General features: G+C 69.7%; 13 protein-coding genes. 5 read left to right on the forward strand and 8 right to left on the reverse strand.

The window, feature by feature from the left end; translation table 11 throughout:
* Positions 1-26: 26 nt before the first annotated feature.
* From ACNJ7E_RS04920 to ACNJ7E_RS04935, 4 genes are all read right to left on the reverse strand, one after another.
* Positions 27-218: an antitoxin gene (locus ACNJ7E_RS04920; RefSeq protein WP_005244012.1), complete on the reverse strand. Its 192-nt coding sequence runs from the start codon at positions 216-218 to the stop codon at positions 27-29.
* A 126-nt stretch (positions 219-344) separates the two neighbouring features.
* The gene (locus tag ACNJ7E_RS04925) at positions 345-2,795 is read right to left on the reverse strand and encodes a cation-translocating P-type ATPase (protein ID WP_283330775.1); all 2,451 of its coding nucleotides are present in this window, start codon (positions 2,793-2,795) and stop codon (positions 345-347) included.
* A 50-nt stretch (positions 2,796-2,845) separates the two neighbouring features.
* A complete protein-coding gene (locus ACNJ7E_RS04930; RefSeq protein WP_198602032.1) occupies positions 2,846-3,961 on the reverse strand; it encodes an MBL fold metallo-hydrolase in 1,116 nt (371 codons plus the stop codon).
* Positions 3,962-4,005: 44 nt separating this feature from the next.
* Positions 4,006-4,737, reverse strand: coding sequence for an enoyl-CoA hydratase (locus tag ACNJ7E_RS04935; RefSeq protein ID WP_198602033.1), 732 nt, complete (start codon positions 4,735-4,737; stop codon positions 4,006-4,008).
* 144 nt (positions 4,738-4,881) lie between these two features.
* Between ACNJ7E_RS04935 and ACNJ7E_RS04940 the strand changes: the two genes are divergently transcribed.
* Positions 4,882-5,991, forward strand: coding sequence for an NAD(P)-binding domain-containing protein (locus tag ACNJ7E_RS04940; RefSeq protein WP_418339294.1), 1,110 nt, complete (start codon positions 4,882-4,884; stop codon positions 5,989-5,991).
* Here ACNJ7E_RS04940 and ACNJ7E_RS04945 read toward each other — a convergent pair.
* Positions 5,984-7,084 carry a lipase family protein gene (locus ACNJ7E_RS04945; RefSeq protein ID WP_418339295.1) on the reverse strand — a complete coding sequence of 367 codons (1,101 nt, stop codon included), beginning with the start codon at positions 7,082-7,084 and terminating at the stop codon, positions 5,984-5,986. The genes ACNJ7E_RS04940 and ACNJ7E_RS04945 overlap by 8 nt on opposite strands.
* A gap of 116 nt (positions 7,085-7,200) precedes the next feature.
* On the opposite strand from ACNJ7E_RS04945, the gene ACNJ7E_RS04950 reads away from it, so the two are divergent.
* Entirely contained in the window at positions 7,201-8,694 is a 1,494-nt protein-coding gene (locus tag ACNJ7E_RS04950; RefSeq protein WP_418339296.1) for a phospholipase D-like domain-containing protein, read from the forward strand.
* On the opposite strand, the gene ACNJ7E_RS04955 is transcribed toward ACNJ7E_RS04950, so the two are convergent.
* Positions 8,667-9,341 (reverse strand): hemerythrin domain-containing protein, encoded by a 675-nt coding sequence (locus ACNJ7E_RS04955; protein ID WP_418339297.1) that lies wholly within the window; start codon positions 9,339-9,341, stop codon positions 8,667-8,669. The genes ACNJ7E_RS04950 and ACNJ7E_RS04955 overlap by 28 nt on opposite strands.
* Before the next feature lie 67 nt (positions 9,342-9,408).
* On the opposite strand from ACNJ7E_RS04955, the gene ACNJ7E_RS04960 reads away from it, so the two are divergent.
* Together ACNJ7E_RS04960 and ACNJ7E_RS04965 are read left to right on the forward strand one after the other, a co-directional pair.
* Entirely contained in the window at positions 9,409-12,693 is a 3,285-nt protein-coding gene (locus tag ACNJ7E_RS04960) for an ATP-binding protein (RefSeq protein WP_418339298.1), read from the forward strand.
* A gap of 56 nt (positions 12,694-12,749) precedes the next feature.
* Positions 12,750-14,855, forward strand: coding sequence for an MMPL family transporter (locus ACNJ7E_RS04965; RefSeq protein ID WP_418339299.1), 2,106 nt, complete (start codon positions 12,750-12,752; stop codon positions 14,853-14,855).
* Here the strand turns inward: ACNJ7E_RS04965 and ACNJ7E_RS04970 are convergent.
* Both ACNJ7E_RS04970 and ACNJ7E_RS04975 read right to left on the reverse strand, forming a co-directional pair.
* Positions 14,815-15,186: a tail fiber domain-containing protein gene (locus ACNJ7E_RS04970; RefSeq protein ID WP_280778567.1), complete on the reverse strand. Its 372-nt coding sequence runs from the start codon at positions 15,184-15,186 to the stop codon at positions 14,815-14,817. The two genes, ACNJ7E_RS04965 and ACNJ7E_RS04970, sit on opposite strands and share 41 nt — an antisense overlap.
* 4 nt (positions 15,187-15,190) lie before the next feature.
* Complete coding sequence (locus ACNJ7E_RS04975) at positions 15,191-15,319, reverse strand: hypothetical protein (protein WP_009478066.1); 129 nt, start codon at positions 15,317-15,319, stop codon at positions 15,191-15,193.
* Between the two features lie 152 nt (positions 15,320-15,471).
* Between ACNJ7E_RS04975 and ACNJ7E_RS04980 the strand changes: the two genes are divergently transcribed.
* Positions 15,472-15,784, forward strand: a 313-nt coding sequence (locus ACNJ7E_RS04980; RefSeq protein WP_418339300.1) for a cupin domain-containing protein, incomplete at its 3' end; no start/stop codon positions are given.

Here is a 15,784-nt window from a genome sequence, read left to right on the forward strand (position 1 = left end):
CCCACGCGCGTCTGTACGAGAAGTGTTCACTCCTTCGGAGGAACAGCCTTCTTCGCCGCGTCGGCGGCCTTGTCGATCTTGTCGCTGTACTTGCCGCCGGTCTTGCTGTCCGCGACGTCGGCGGCCTTGTCGATGGCGCCGTGAACCTTGTCCGCGTTCTGCGAAGCGGCTTCCCTCCCCTTGCCGAGCAGGCCCTTCAGTGTGTCGACGAAACTCATCGTTCTTCCTCCTCCGGTGCATGCGCACGCACTGTCCGCGCGAGTTCGATCACTCGCCGTGCCCCCAGTCTCACAGCATTGACTCGGCGACGCCAACCGTTCGAATCGTCGCGAGCGGTACTCGCGTCAGTGCACGCCCGGCAGGTCTTCCGGCGCGGCGAACAGGCGGCGATGCTCACCGTGCAGGCGGCCCGTCACCCACCAACCGATCTCGACGAGAACCACTCCCACGAGCCCGCAGACGAGAGCGGACGTGGTGGCTCCGACGTTCGTCGGATCGAGTTTGAAGAACTCCCGCGTGAACGGCAACGCGAACAGGATGAGATATCCCGCTACGGATCCGAAGATCAGCACCAGTTTCCACCACACGTACGGCCGCGCGACCACCGCCAGCACCCACAGCGCGATCATGATGAGCGTGATCAGTGCCGACGTGCTCGCCTGGACCTTCTCCGTCTCCGTCTGATCCGGTCCCGCGTAGACGAGAAGATACGAAATGAACGTCGCGACACCGATGATCACGCCCGACGGCACGGCGAGACGCATCACGCGCGGCACGAAACCGGAGCGCGCCCGCTCGTTGTTCGGGGCCAGCGACAGGATGAACGCGGGAATGCCGATGGTGAACCAGGCGGCGATCGTCACGTGCCGCGGCAGGAACGGATACGGCACGGGCTCGAAGTGGAAGATCTGCGACAGCACACCGGTAATGCCGATGAGGAACGCCAGCAGCACCGAGTACACGGTCTTGGTGAGGAACAGGTTCGAGACGCGTTCGATGTTGCCGATCACCCGGCGGCCCTCACCCACCACGTAGGGCAGGGTCGCGAACTTGTTGTCCAGCAACACGATCTGCGCCACCGCGCGGGTGGCGGGGCTGCCCGAGCCCATCGACACCCCGATGTCGGCGTCCTTGAGGGCGAGCACGTCGTTGACACCGTCACCCGTCATCGCGACGGTGTGCCCGCGAGATTGCAGGGCCCCCACCATCTCCCGCTTCTGATCGGGGCGCACGCGGCCGAACGTGGTGGACGTCTCCAGGGTCTCGGCGAGGGCGTCGCGGTCGTCGGGCAGTTCGCGGGCGTCGACGGGACGGTCGCCGCCGGGCAGTCCGAGCGATCCGGCCACCGCACCGACCGACACGGCGTTGTCCCCCGAGATGACCTTCACCGTGACGTTCTGGCTCGCGAAGTACTCGAGGGTGCCGCGGGCGTCGGGACGCACCCGCTGCTCCAGGATCACCAGTGCCCGGGGTGTGATCGCGCCCGGCGCCGCGGGGTGGTCGACCGGAACGTCGCAACTGCCGAGCAGGAGCACCCGCAGTCCCGAGGACCCCACGTCCTCGGCTTGCCGGGCCATGTCGCTGCCGGGGTCGAGCAGCACGTCCGGCGCACCGAGGACCCAGTTGCCGTGGGCGCCGTACGACTGCCCGCTCCACTTCTTGGCAGACGAGAACGGTGCGTCCGCCGTGGCGTCACCCCACCCGGGGTCGTCGGGAAACGCCTCCTTGATCGCGAGGACACTGGCGTTCGGCCGCGGGTCGGACGCCGCCATCGCGGCGAGGGCCGCACGGGACGGTGCGGTGTCGGCGCTGTCGGCGCAGCGCAGTTCGGACAGCCGCATGCCGTTCTCGGTGAGCGTTCCGGTCTTGTCGGCGCACACCACGTCGACCCGCGCGAGACCTTCGATGGCGGGTAGCTCCTGCACGAGGCACTGCCGCTGACCGAGCCGGACCACCCCGACCGCGAACGCGATCGACGTCATCAGCACCAGTCCCTCGGGGACCATCGGGACCAGCGCGGCCACCATCCCGCTCAGCGCAGGCCGGATCGACTCGCCGCTGGAGAACAACTGGTTGTAGATGATCAGCAGTCCCGCCGGAATCATCAGGTACGTGATGAATTTCAGGATCTTGTCGATACCGCTGCGCAATTCCGAGTGCACGAGCGTGAACTTGCTGGCCTCGTCCGCTAGCTTGGCGGCGTACGCGTCGCTTCCGACCTTCGTGGCGCGGTAGCAGCCGCTGCCGGACGCGACGAAGCTTCCCGACAGCACCTGCTGGCCGGCGTCCTTGTGCACGGGGTCGGCCTCACCGGTGAGGAGGGATTCGTCGATGTCGAGGGACATCGCCTCCACCACGACACCGTCGACGACGATCTGGTCGCCGGCGCCGAGTTCGATGATGTCGTCGAGCACGACCTCCCGGGGTGCCATCGCGACGGCGGCCCCGTCGCGGCGCACCACCGGTTTGGTCTGGCTGACGATCGCAAGTTTGTCGAGGGTCCGCTTGGCCCGCACTTCCTGGATGATGCCGATCCCGCTGTTGGCGATGATCAGCAGGCCGAACATGCCGTCGATGATCGAACCGGTGGCCAGCACGATGATCAGGAGGACACCGAGGATCGCGTTGATCCGGGTGAACACGTTGGCGCGCACGATGTCGCGTACCGATCGGCTGGCCCGATCGGGCACGTCGTTGGTCTTGCCTGCCGCCACCCGCTCCGCCACCTGGGCGGCCGTCAGCCCCTCCACTGCGACGACTGCAACGTAGTCGGTGCCCGTTTCGTCGTATGCCATGGTCAAAGGCTACGCAACGCGGCTTCGCTCGGAGGGGATGCGCGCCGGACTCAGCCGAGCGCGGACCACCACGGTGTCTGGGCCGTCGGCTTCAACGCGTCGATGCGCTGTCCGGGCATCGGGACGGCCACCGGGGTGCCCTTGTCCTGCGCGGCGGCGAGCAACCGGACGATCGGCTCGGACCACGAGTGGAACGCGAGATTGAACGTGGCCCAGTGCACCGGAACCAGCAGTCCACGGGTGCCGTCGCCGCCGTTGAGGTCGGCGTGCGTCTGCACCGCCTCCTCCGGGTTCATGTGGATGTCGGCCCACCGCGTGTCGTAGGCGCCAACAGGCAGGAGTGTGAGATCGAACGGTCCGTACCGGCGGCCCAGATCGGCGAACCGCGGCGTATACCCGCTGTCGCCACCGAAGAACACCTTCCGGTTGGGTCCGGCGAGCACCCACGACGCCCACTGGGTGGTGTTCCGCACCAGCCCGCGGCCGGAGAAGTGCCGGGCCTCGGTGCACGTGAGCGTGAGTTCGCCGAGTGTGGTCGACTCGTCCCAGTCGAGTTCCACGATCCGCTCCTCCGGCACCCGCCACTGACGCAGGTGCGCGCCGAGCCCCACCGGAACGACGAACGGCGCCTTCTGGGTGGCGGCGAGTTGCTGCACGGTGGCCATGTCGAGGTGGTCGTAATGGTCGTGCGAGATGACGATGGCGTCCAGAACGGGCAGGTCGGCCAGCGGCACCGGGGTCGGGTGCATGCGGGACGGACCGAGAATCGCGGACGGCGACACCCGATGACTCCACACCGGGTCGGCCAGCACCCGGTACCCGTCGATCTCGACGAGCACGCTCGAATGGCCGTACCAGGTGACCGCTGCGTCGGCGGCCTCGACGGGTGCGAGGGGTGTGGCGAGCGGGATCGGCCTGCGCGGGCGTCCCGCGCTGCCCCGCGTGATCAGTGCCTTGACGATCCCGGTCTCCGATCCGGGCATCATCATGCTGCTCGGATCGGTGTTGTGGAACTGCCGGTCGCGGTACCGCGGCGACGTCGCGGCGTACGGGCGCACCTTGGCACGCGACGCACCGATCTGAGACGGAAGCCCCCACGCGGCCCGCGTCAGCCACCCGAGGGCGGCGGTGGCCAGAACTGTCGTCACAGCGTTCTTCGCTTTCACCCCGACAACTGTAACCACGCGTGCGGGAAAGGTGCGGCGAGCGGCTACTGACCCCGGAACACCGGCGGACGCTTCTCGGCGCGCGCGGCGCGCGCTTCCTGCGCGTCGTAGCTCTTCCACGCCGCATGCAACGCCGCGAGCTGCTCGGGCGGCGGCGGGCTCTGGGTGCCGTCGTCGTTGAGCACCATCTTGAGGTGTTGCAGCGACAGCGGCGCCAGGCGCGCGATCGAGTGCGCCCACTGCCGCGCGACGGCGAGGTCGCCGCGCTTGTTGGCGAGGCCGTGCGCGAGCGCCTCGTCGGCACCGACCTCTTCCGCGCCGAGCAGGATCGTTCGTGCCGGTCCGCCGCCGATCAGGGCGGCCAGACGGTGCACCGTCCACCGGTCCACGGAGATGCCGAGCTTGGCGGCCGGGATGGCGAAGCGCGCCTCGGGAGCGACCACACGCAGATCCGCGGCGAGCGCCAGCTGGCTGCCCGCGCCGATCGCGGGGCCGTTGATCGCGGCGATGACGGGGACGGGCACCGAGTCGATGGTGTGCAGCATCTCGAGCAGGGTGTCCGTGAACCCGTCGGCGTACACGTCGCCCGACAGGTCGGCGCCGGCGCAGAACGCGCTGCCCTGCCCTGTGAGGACGATCACCCGCGCGCCGTCGGTGACGGACTTCTCGGTTTCCTCCCGCAGGAGTTCGCAGATCTCGGTGTTCAACGCATTGCGACGGTCGGGGCGTTGCAGTTCGAGGGTGAAGACGTCGCCGTCACGACTCGTCCCGATCATGTCCACTCGCTTTCTTCGTGATTGCTGTCCACTGACGAATTCTCCCCTGCCCACCCGACTGGACGTCTGTCAGCCAACCACAACCGAATCGGCCGGAACACACGAGGCTCTCCGGTAGTTGTGAGGGTGGAGGTGAGGACCGACATGAACAGCGATGTGGACGTGGCCGTGATCGGCGCGGGGCAGGCGGGGCTGTCTGCCGCCTACTATCTGCGCAGGTTCGGGGTGGAACCGGAATCCGGTTTCGTGGTGCTCGATCACGCCCCGGGGCCCGGCGGCGCGTGGCAGTTCCGGTGGCCGTCATTGACACTGAGCACCGTCAACGGTGTCCACGACCTTCCCGGGCTCGGCTTCGCCGACACGATCGGCGTGGACCCGAACGACCCGGAGGCCGCACTGGTGCATGCGGCGGCCGCGGTTCCCCAGTACTTCGCGACGTACGAGAAACAGTTCGAACTGCCGGTGCACCGTCCCGTGCACACGCGGGTGGTGTGTGCCCGCGGCGAGCGTCTACGGATCGAGACCGACCGCGGCGTCGTATCGGCCCGCGGTCTGATCAACGCGACGGGTACGTGGGAACGCCCCTTCATTCCCCGGTACCCCGGCGCCGAGTCGTTCGCCGGCCGCCAAGTGCACACCAAGGACTACTCCTCGGCGCAGGACTTCGCGGGACAGCACGTGCTCGTCGTCGGCGGCGGCATCTCGGCGGTGCAGTTGCTGGACGAGATCTCCCGCGTCACGACCACCACCTGGGTGACGCGCCGCCCGCCGGAGTTCCGGGACGAGCCGTTCACGCCCGAGATCGGCCGCGCCGCCGTCGCTCTCGTCGAGGACCGGGTCCGTCGCGGGCTGCCGCCGGGCTCGGTGGTGTCGGTGACGGGCCTGCCCGTGACGCCTGCGATCCGCGCCGCCCGCGAACGCGGGGTGCTGGCGCGGCAGCCGATGTTCAGCGAGATCACCGCGGACGGCGTCCGGTGGTCCGACGGCCGCGAACTGGAGGTCGATGTGATCCTGTGGTGCACCGGGTTTCGCAGTTCACTCGATCATCTCGCCCCGCTGCGGCTCCGCGGTCCGGGCGGCGGGATCACGATGACGGGACGCCTGGCCACCCAGGTGGCGTCGGATCCGCGGATTCATCTCGTGGGCTACGGCCCGTCGTCGTCGACGATCGGCGCGAACCGGGCCGGGCAGGCAGCGGCCCGCGAGCTGACCCGGCACCTCGGCGTGCCGACCGGCTCGGCGCGCCCTACCTGATCAGCGAGGCGATGAACACCGCCTGGTCGGGGCCGGCCTGGTACATGCTGCCGAAGTGACCACCCGAGTACACCCGGTAGTCGAGAGTCGTTCCTGCACTATGCATATCGGAGACCAGCTTCTCCGTCAGCGGGATCGGCACCGACGCGTCGGTGACCCCCTGCACGAGCAGCAGCGGACGGTCGAACCCCGCGACCGGGACCGCGAGGTATTCGCGCAACGCGTCCTGCAGCGCCGGGACGTCGAGTGCCCGCGACAGCATCTGCGCCACCGACACGTTCCGGGTCATGGCCGCGAACTGCCGGAACGGTACTTCGGGAGCAGCGTCCACGAACTGCTTCCCGACCGGCGTCAGATAGCTGTCGATGTCCAGCTCCGGATACGCGTCACGGACCCCGGCGATCAGGTACGAGATGTACACGGTGAGTCCGGCGAGGCCCTGCGGCGGAAACGAGGGACCGCTCCAGTTCGCCACCATCTCGATGTTCGACGGCACCCCGTTCGCGACTGCCCCGCGGTAGTCGAGTTCCGGCGCGTACGACGTGGCGGCGTGTGCGGCGAACACCGCGGCCTGCCCGCCCTGGGACAGCCCGACCGCCATCCACGTGGCGGAGAGGTCGGCGTCGACCTCGCGGGCGGCGCGCACGGAGTCCACGACGCTGCGCCCGGCGACCTTCCCGTCGAGGTAGGGCGGCACCCCGGGGGTGCCCAGGCCCACGTAGTCGGTGGCGGCGACGGCGTAACCGAGTTGCAGCCAGCTGCTCACGTAGTCGGAGGATTCCCTGTCGACCCCGGTCACGGAGGGTGCGTCGGCGTCGGAGTCCCCGACCGTTCCGTGCGCCCACGCGATGACGGGCCAGCCCCCGGCGGGCGGTGCACCGGGCGGCACGAACACCATTCCGGTGCACGGGGTGATGCCGTGCCGGTCGGTGGTCAGGTACGTCATCCGGTAGGCACTGCCGGTTCCGCGGAGCCAGAGCTCCGCCGGCAATTCGGACGAGGCGACGACCGTGCCGGGGCTCGATCCGGCCCGCAGCGGATCCGCACCGACAGTTGGTGCCCACAGCACGCTGACCAGTGCGAGCAACGCCACGATGCGCCACCACCTCCGCACCTCTCAACGGTAGCTGGGTGGGGGTGGCGCAGTACTGTGAATCGTCCACCCGCAGGGGACGGGCGGACGAACGAGACGGGGAGAACCGAAAAGACATGAGCGACGACGGCACGATCCTGACTCCCGGCGACACGTGCTGGCAGGTTGCCCACGCCGATCGTCTCGCGTGCATCGTCGACGCGGCGGACTACTTCCGTCATGCCAAGTCCGCGATGCTGCAGGCCCGCAGGCGCATCATTCTCATCGGCTGGGACTTCGACACGAGGATCAAGTTCGAGCCGGACGAGAAGACGCTCGACGGCCCCAACCAGCTCGGCCGGTTCCTGGCCTGGCTGACGCGGGAACGCCCCGATCTCGACATCTACCTGCTCAAATGGAACATCGGGGCCTTCACCGCGATCGGGCGTGGCATGACGCCGATCTTCGTGGTCAACTGGGTGACCGACCGCCGCCTGCACTTCGAACTCGACGCCGCCCACCCTGTCGGCTCGGCGCACCACCAGAAGATCGTCGTCATCGACGACGCGCTCGCGTTCTGCGGCGGCATCGACATGACCGTGGACCGATGGGACACCCCGGAACATCGGGACCGCAACCATTACCGGACGCAGCCGAACGGCAGGCGGTACGGGCCGTGGCACGACGCGACGACCGCCGTCGACGGGGACGCGGCGAAGGCCATCGGCGAGCTCGCCCGCACCCGGTGGAAGGCGGCAACGGGGCAGGATCTGGCGCCCGTCGACGACATCGCGGGGAGGACGCCGTGGCCGGAGGGGCTGAAGCCGGCGATGCGCTCCGTGGACGTGGGCATCGCGCGCACGCTGCCGGAACTGTCCGACCGGGACGAGGTCCGGGAGATCGAGGCCCTGTATCTGGCTGCGATCGCGGGCGCCGAGCGGTCGCTGTACATCGAGAGCCAGTACCTGGCCTCCCGCACCCTCGCCGAGGCGATCGCCGAGCGACTACGCGAACCGGACGGACCGGAGATCGTGCTGGTGCTGCCGCGCAATGCCGACGGCTGGCTCGAGCAGAAGGCCATGGACGGCGCCCGCCGCCGGTTGCTGCACCTGTTGTGGCAGGCTGATACCGGGAACCGGCTGGGCGTCTACTACCCCGTCACGGCGGGTGGTGAGCCGATCTACGTCCACGCCAAGGTGCTGGTGATGGACGACCGTCTCCTGCGCGTGGGTTCGTCGAACCTCAACAACCGGTCGATGGGGTTCGACACCGAGTGCGATCTGGCAGTCGAGGTCACCGCCGACACGGCGAACGGTGACGAGCTGCGGCGGACCATTCTCGGTATTCGCCGTCAGCTCGTCTGCGAGCACCTCGGTGTTCCGGCGACACTGTTCGAGGACACGCTGGCACAGACGTCGTCGTTCCTGGGCACCGTGGAGGCGCTGCGCGGCGGTGGCCGGACCCTCGAGAAGTTCGAGCCGGAGACGGTCGAGGACGAGGACAGTCCGCTCGCGGAGAACGAACTGATGGATCCCGAACGCACACCGCCGAGCCTCTGGGAGCGCACCAGCCGGGGCCGGCTGCGGCGCAGGGTGATTCGGCGTCAGAAGGCGACCGGTTCGGTGCGGTAGATCCGCCGGTAGTCCTTGCGGAATGCCCGGCGGCCCAGGATCGACCACGCCATTCGGGCCGCGAAGGGCATCTCGGACAGGAACATTCGGCGTTCCTCGGGGGTCGCACCCTGGAGGATGAAGCCGAGGAACACCAGGAGCCGGTCCTTGGGGATCGACGCGCGGCCACGGTCGCCCATCTCCTGCCACTCGGCGAGCGTCATGAACCGCTCCGCCATCGGGAGGATGCGCTGTTCCTCCTCGCCGAGGTGCTCCTCGAGCGCGGCGGACAGCGCGGTCAGTGTCTTCGCCAGCGGTTCGCCGTCCACCGCATCCGCCGTGAACGCGGCGCCCTGCGACTGCGCCCGCGACAGCAGTTCGGAGAGGCGTTCGTGCTGTTCCTCCATCCGCAGCACCAGCGCCGCGTCGGTGGGCGCGCGGTCGAGCAGCTTCGGCCACAGCAGGTCGTCCTCACTCGTGTGATGGTGGTGGAGAGCGGTGGCGAGTTCCTCGAAGAACGTCACCACCTCCCCGGCACGGGCGGTGTCTCCAGCGGGAACGCCCCGGACGAGTGCGGGCAGCGCGGCGAACTGCCGACGGAAGCAGTTGTGGACCACCACCATCTCGCGGGTGTCGGGACGGACTGTGTGAGCAGTTGACGTAGTCATGCATTCAGGGTCGGTTCGGCGTCTTGGAGAGGACTTGGAGGCCACTAGTGCTTACGCTTGCTGCACGATGCTGCGTATTCGAGTACTCGGGACGTTCGAGGCGGAGGACGAATCGGGGGCCGTGGACCTCGGCGGCCCCCGCCAGCGCGCCGTGCTCGCGCTACTGCTCGTCGCGCACGGCGAGGTGGTGCCGGTGGATCGGCTCATCGACGACCTCTGGCACGGCGCTCCCCCACCGCGGGCGGTCGGTGCACTTCAGGCATACATTTCGAATCTGCGGCGGGCGCTGGAGCCGGACCGCGCGCCCCGGGCGGACTCCACCGTCCTGGTGAGCCGGGCCCCGGGTTACGCGCTCGTCCTGCCCCCGTCCGGCGTCGACGCGTGGGAGTTCGAGACCCTGATCCGGTCGGTTGCCGACACCGGGCGCGCGGATCTCGAACACGCGCTGAGCCTGTGGCGAGGACCGGCATTCGCCGAGGTGGCCGGTGAGCACTGGGCTCTCGCCGAGATCGCCCGGCTCGAGGAACTGCGGGTGGTCGCGCGCGAACGTCTGGTGTCGGCGGCCGTCGCGAGCGGGGATGCGGCCGGCGCCGTGCTCGACGCGCAGGCCCTCACCCGGGACCACCCGCTCCGGGAAGAGGGCTGGCGATTGCTCGCCCTGGCCTTGCACCGCAGTGGGAGACAGGCCGACGCCCTGGCCGCGTTGCGCGAGGCCCGCGGCCGGCTTGCGAATGAACTCGGCCTCGACCCCGGTCCCGCCCTGACGGAACTCGAACGACAGATCCTCACCGGCACCGTCCCGGCCGCACCCGCACCCGCCCTCGCCGCCGGGCCGGTCGACACGACGCCGGACCCCTGGTTCCTCGGCCGCAGCGAGGAATTGGCGACCCTGACCGACCTGATGACCGACCCCGGCACCCCCGTGGTCCTCCTCGGAGGCGACGCCGGATCCGGGAAGTCGTCCCTGCTGCGCCGGTTCCGCCGAACACTGCACGCCGCCGGGTGGCAGGTGGCGGTGGGTCGCTGCCCCGAAGTGGGCGGCGCCCCACCCGCCTGGGCGTGGGTGGAGATCCTGCGCGCACTGCGCGAAACGGTCGACCCCGGCGCCGAGACCGACGCCCTGGCACCCCTGCTCTCCGACAACCGTTCGCACGCGGCGCGACCGGACGATCCGAGCGGACGGTTCCTGCTGCACCGCGCCGTCGCCGATTACATCGGGACCGTCCGCGAGCACGGCCCTCTCGCCGTCGTCCTAGACGACATCCACCGCGCCGACGAGGACACCCTGTCGATCCTCGTGCGGCTCGCGCAGCAGCGGTCGCCGATCCTGCTGCTCCTCGCGTTCCGCCCGGACGAGGTGGACCCGAACCTGGAGAGCTGCTTCGCCGATCTCGCGTCGCTGCAACCGACCCGCATCCGCCTCGGCGGACTCGGACCCGGCGATTCGGCGGAGCTGATCCGGCAGGTGGCGGGACGCGACCCCGATCCCGACACCCTCCGCGCGCTCGCCGACCGGACCGGCGGAAACCCGTTCTACCTGCAGGAGAGCGCGCGGCTCCTGGCCAGCGAGGGCGAACTGGTGGCCACGTGGGAGGTGCCGGAGGGGGTCCGGGACGTCCTGCGCCGGCGGATCGCCCGTCTCCCCGAACTCGCCGTGTCCGTCCTGCGGCTGGCCGCGGTCGTGGGCCGCGAATCCGACATCGACGTCCTCACCCGCGCCGCCGAGGTCGACGAGGACACCGTGTTCGACGCCCTCGAGTCGGGCGTGATCGCCGGTCTTCTCGGCGAGCCGCGCGCCGGGACGGTCCGGTTCACGCACGCCCTCGTCCGCGACACGCTCTACTCCGACCTCACCCGGCTGCGCAGGAGCCGCTGGCACGCGCGGGTCGGGACGGCACTCGAGGAGTTGCGGCCGCACGATGTCGCGGCTCTCGCCCACCACTTCACCGAGGCGCTGTCGGCCGCCACCGCACGGCAGGCACTCGACCACAATGTCGCGGCCGCGGCGCAGGCCGCCGACCGCTATGCCCACGAGGCGGAGATCGGCTTCCTCGACAACGCCCTTCGAGCGGCCGACCGGTTGCCGCCGGACGCGGCGGCGTCCGTGGACGAGCGCGTCGAAATCCTCACCGAGCTGAGTCGCACGCAACTCGCCGCCGGCATCGGACTGGCGGGATCCCGCTCACGGAACCGGGCTCTCGCGCTCGCCCGAGACGCGGGACGCACCGACCTGGCGATCCGGGCGCTCGCGTTCGTCGACACCCCGACGCCGTGGATCAATCGGCGATACGGCGAAGTAGACACGGCCGTCGTCGATCAGATCGAGGCGTTGCTGCGGGACGAGGAACTGGAACCGGCGGTGCGGTGCCGGCTGCTGGTCACCCTCGTCCACGAGATCGGGGCGGAGGACCACGAGCGCACCGGTTCGGCGGTCCGGGAGGCCGAGACTCTCGCCCGTGACCTGGACGATCCGGTGCTGCTCGGGCTGGTGCTCTGCGCCGTCCACGCCGGCACCGGTTCCCCGACCAGCACGCTCGGCCACCACGTCATCGGCGACGAGCTGCTCCGGATCGGTGACCGGACGCAGCTTCCCGTATTCACCATGCTCGGCCACCACCTGCTGGCCGAGATCGCGTCCGGCAACGGTGACATCCCGGCGATCGAACATCACATGGGCATCCAGTCGGAGCTGGCGGACCGGTATCAGTTCCAGCAGGCGCAGGCGACCCGGGAGATGAGCCGCGCAATGGTCGCACACCTCACCGGCGATCTGGCCACGGCGGAACGACACTACGGGCGCGGCCACGAGTTGATGACCCGGGCGGGCCTCGACGCGGACAGCGTCTTCGCCCTCGCCCTGTTCACGCTCCGGCTCACCGAGGGACGCGCCGGAGAACTCCAAACGGTGATCGAGACCGTCGACAGTGCCGCGACGGACGTGATCGCCGATCTGCACGCCCTCGCACTCCTCGACAACGGCAAACCGGACCAGGCGCGGCAGGTCCGGCGTCACCTCCGCCCCGTCCGCCGCGACTTCTTCCATTCCCTGATGATGTCGCTGCGGGGCATCGTCGTCGCGGGGCTGGGTGAGCGGGACGAGGCGCCCGCGGTGCACGCGGAGCTGAGCCCGTACAGCGGCCAGATCGGCGGCGGCGACACGGCGGCGTTCGCGGTCGGCCCCGTCGACACCATTCTCGGCGACCTCGAGATGCTCCTCGGCCGCCCCGAGGACGCCCGCAGGCACTACGCGGCGGCGCTCGAACTGGCCGAACGCTGCGGTTGCCCGGCCTGGGTGGAGGCCGCGCGCACCCGGGTGACCACCCGCCCAAGCGAGTTCCAAGTGGGCCACTAGCCGCCGGGCGCAGAGTCGGAGGCGACAGAACCAACCGGCTTTCCTGGAGGCTCCCCATGAGTTCCCTGCTCGCGCGCCTCGGCTCGGCTGCCGCCACCCGTCCTTGGCGGGTGATCGCCACGTGGCTGACGCTGCTCGTCCTGGTGCTTGCCGCCGCGTCCGCGTTCGGCGGAACCAACCACGACGACTACAACGTGCCCGGTCTGCCGTCGCAGCAGGGGACGAATCTGCTGACCGAGCGATTCCCGGAGATGTCGGGAGCGGACGCGCGGGTGGTCGTGCACTCCGAGAAAGGCCCGCTCGACCCCGTGGTCCTCGCCGATCTCGGCACCAGGCTGGCGGAGGTAACCGGCGTGAGTTCCGCGTCGCCGCCCCGCCTGTCCCAGGATTCCGACACCGCCGTGATCAGCCTCAACTACCGCATCCCGGTCACCGACTTCCACGGCAGCGAAGGGGTCGACGCCCTCGACGCCGCGGTGGCCGACACTCAGGCGCAGGGACTGCAGGTGGAACTGGGCGGGCAGGTCCCGGAGAACATCTCCAAGCCGTCGGGTACCGCCGAGGCGGTGGGCATGGTCCTGGCGCTGATCATCCTGGTGTTCGCGTTCGGTTCCGTGGTGGCCGCCGGACTGCCCCTGGCCGTCGCGCTCGTCGGCGTGGGCATCGGGTCGGGGCTCATCGCGATCATGGCCGGGTTCACCAGCATCAGCACCATCGCCCCGACCATCGCCACGATGGTCGGCATCGGCGTCGGGATCGACTACGCGTTGCTGCTCGTCACCCGGTACACCGAAGGCCTGCGGTCCGGGATGTCGGTGCGGGACGCCGTCGCCGCGGCCAACTCCACGGCCGGGACGTCGGTGATCTTCGCCGGCACCACCGTCCTCGTCTCCCTGTTCGGACTGCGGCTGTCCGGGCTGCCGATGTACGCGTCGTTCGGCTACGCCACGTTCGCGATGGTCGGCATCGTGATGCTCACCTCGGTCACGCTGGTGCCCGCACTGTGCGGGCTGGCGGGCACGCGGGTGCTGGGCAAGCGGTCCCGTGCCCGGGCCGAACGTCGCACGACGTCGCCGCTGACGGAACGGTGGGCGATCCGGGTGAGCCGCCGCCCGTGGCTGTGGGCCCTGACGGCGCTCGGCGTGCTGCTGCTCCTGGCCGCTCCGGTTCTGGGCATGCGGACGTGGCCGCAGGACGCAGGCAGCGCGCCGGCCGCCAACACGATCCGTCAGGCGTACGACCTGATCGACACCGAGTTCGGGCCCGGCGCCAATGGACCCCTGATGGTGGCGGTCGACCTGAACACGGTTCCGGCAGCCGAACTTCCGGCCCTCGCGCGTGAACTGGCAGCCGAACCGGGGGTGGCGTCGGTGACGCCCGTCCTGACGAACGCCGACGCGACGGCCGCGCTGATCTCGGTGCAGCCGACCACCGGTCCCAGCGACCCCCGCAGCACCGAACTGCTGGAGCGGATCCGGTCCGACGCCGCCGACGGCGTCCACGTCACCGGACTCACCGCGACGTTCGCCGACATCTCCGCCCGCCTCGCCGAACGGCTGTGGCTGGTGATCGCGTTCGTCGTCGCACTGTCCGTCGTGCTGCTCACATTCGTGTTCCGCGCGCCGGTGGTCGCGGTGAAGGCGGCCGTGATGAACCTGCTGTCGGTGGCCGCCGCCTACGGCGTGATGGTGATGGTGTTCCAATGGGGTTGGGGCGCGCAGCTACTCGGCCTTCCGCATGCGCTTCCCGTGTCGAGTTGGGTACCGATCCTGATGTTCACCATCCTGTTCGGACTGTCGATGGACTACGAGGTGTTCCTGCTCTCCCGGATACGCGAGCGCTGGCTCGACACGGGCGACTCGCACCGGAGCGTCGTCGAGGGACTGGCATCCACGGGCCGGGTGATCACGAGCGCGGCGGCGATCATGGTGGCGGTGTTCGCCGGGTTCGCACTCGACGGCGACGTGACCGTGAAGATGATGGGCGTCGGCCTCGCGACGGCGGTCCTCATCGACGCGACGATCGTGCGGATGGTGCTGGTGCCCGCCACGATGTACCTGCTGGGCAACGCCAACTGGTGGCGGCCGGGCGGACGCCGGGACGCAAAACCGGACTCGGACGCTACCTCCGCAGGCGTTCCACTTCCGCTTCGAGCGCGATGACCCGCCGGTACAGGGCCTGGATGCTCGCCATGCACACCCCGTTCGCGTCGACCATCGCTATGCGGCGGTCGTTGGAACCGAGACCGAATGCGGTGGCGAAATCCTGTGCCATCGGGCCCAGGTGCCGCACCGAATCGTGATCGAAACCGTAGGTCCAGACGCTGACCGGCATGTCGGCGAGGCGTTCGAGCACCTCCCCGGCACTGGCAGGCGGAGTCTGGGCGGCAACACCGCGTTTGCGGGTCAGAACCGAGTGAAACCACGCCAGCGGGTGGCGGGTACGGGCCGCTGTTCGCGCCCGCACCCGCCCCCGACGGGTGTCGACCCACATGGAGTCAGTCGGGGAGTTCGCCGACATCGTGCTTGATCGTCGCGTCACTGAGAAGGAGTCCGACCCCGAGGGCCATGACGCCGATTCCGAGTCCGATTGCGGCTCCGCCGAGTCCGAGCATGATTCCGAGCATGTTGTCTCCTGTTCGTCGCTGGTGTGCGGGATTTCGTGCCCCCGCTTTCTGAACACCTACGACTCTCGCGGCTCCGGCCGTCGGAGATAAGACACCCCAGGGGTGGTGCAACCGCACCCCCGGACGCGGCGCCGGGCGGCAGAATGGCCGCCATGACGGAATTGCCGGAATGGGCCCGCACCCTCGACCTCGCACCGCACCCCGAAGGCGGCTGGTACCGCGAGACGTGGCGCAGCGACGTCACGATCCCGGAGGGGAGCCTGCCCGGCGACTACCCGGGACCGAGGGCGGCCGGTACCGCAATCCTGTTCCTGCTGATGCCCGGACAGCAGTCGGAATGGCACAGCGTGCGCAGCGCCGAGATCTGGCTGTACCACCGGGGAAGCCCCCTGCGGCTCGAACTCGGCGGGGACGGAAGCGAACCCGCGAATCCGGACGCGCAGATTCTCGGCGCAGACGTCGCGG

It is taken from the genome of Rhodococcus mengyinensis (assembly GCF_048381435.1).
GTDB classification, from domain to species: Bacteria; Actinomycetota; Actinomycetes; order Mycobacteriales; family Mycobacteriaceae; genus Rhodococcus_F; species Rhodococcus_F opacus_D.

Coding starts and splice junctions, on each gene's coding strand:
- ACNJ7E_RS04920 (WP_005244012.1), bottom strand. CDS start 218: ATGAGTTTCGTCGACACACTGAAGGGCCTGCTCGGCAAGGGGAGGGAA.
- ACNJ7E_RS04955 (WP_418339297.1), bottom strand. CDS start 9,341: ATGACTACGTCAACTGCTCACACAGTCCGTCCCGACACCCGCGAGATG.
- ACNJ7E_RS04960 (WP_418339298.1), top strand. CDS start 9,409: ATGCTGCGTATTCGAGTACTCGGGACGTTCGAGGCGGAGGACGAATCG.
- ACNJ7E_RS04925 (WP_283330775.1), bottom strand. CDS start 2,795: ATGGCATACGACGAAACGGGCACCGACTACGTTGCAGTCGTCGCAGTG.
- ACNJ7E_RS04950 (WP_418339296.1), top strand. CDS start 7,201: ATGAGCGACGACGGCACGATCCTGACTCCCGGCGACACGTGCTGGCAG.
- ACNJ7E_RS04940 (WP_418339294.1), top strand. CDS start 4,882: ATGAACAGCGATGTGGACGTGGCCGTGATCGGCGCGGGGCAGGCGGGG.
- ACNJ7E_RS04965 (WP_418339299.1), top strand. CDS start 12,750: ATGAGTTCCCTGCTCGCGCGCCTCGGCTCGGCTGCCGCCACCCGTCCT.
- ACNJ7E_RS04970 (WP_280778567.1), bottom strand. CDS start 15,186: ATGTGGGTCGACACCCGTCGGGGGCGGGTGCGGGCGCGAACAGCGGCC.
- ACNJ7E_RS04975 (WP_009478066.1), bottom strand. CDS start 15,319: ATGCTCGGAATCATGCTCGGACTCGGCGGAGCCGCAATCGGACTCGGA.
- ACNJ7E_RS04935 (WP_198602033.1), bottom strand. CDS start 4,737: ATGATCGGGACGAGTCGTGACGGCGACGTCTTCACCCTCGAACTGCAA.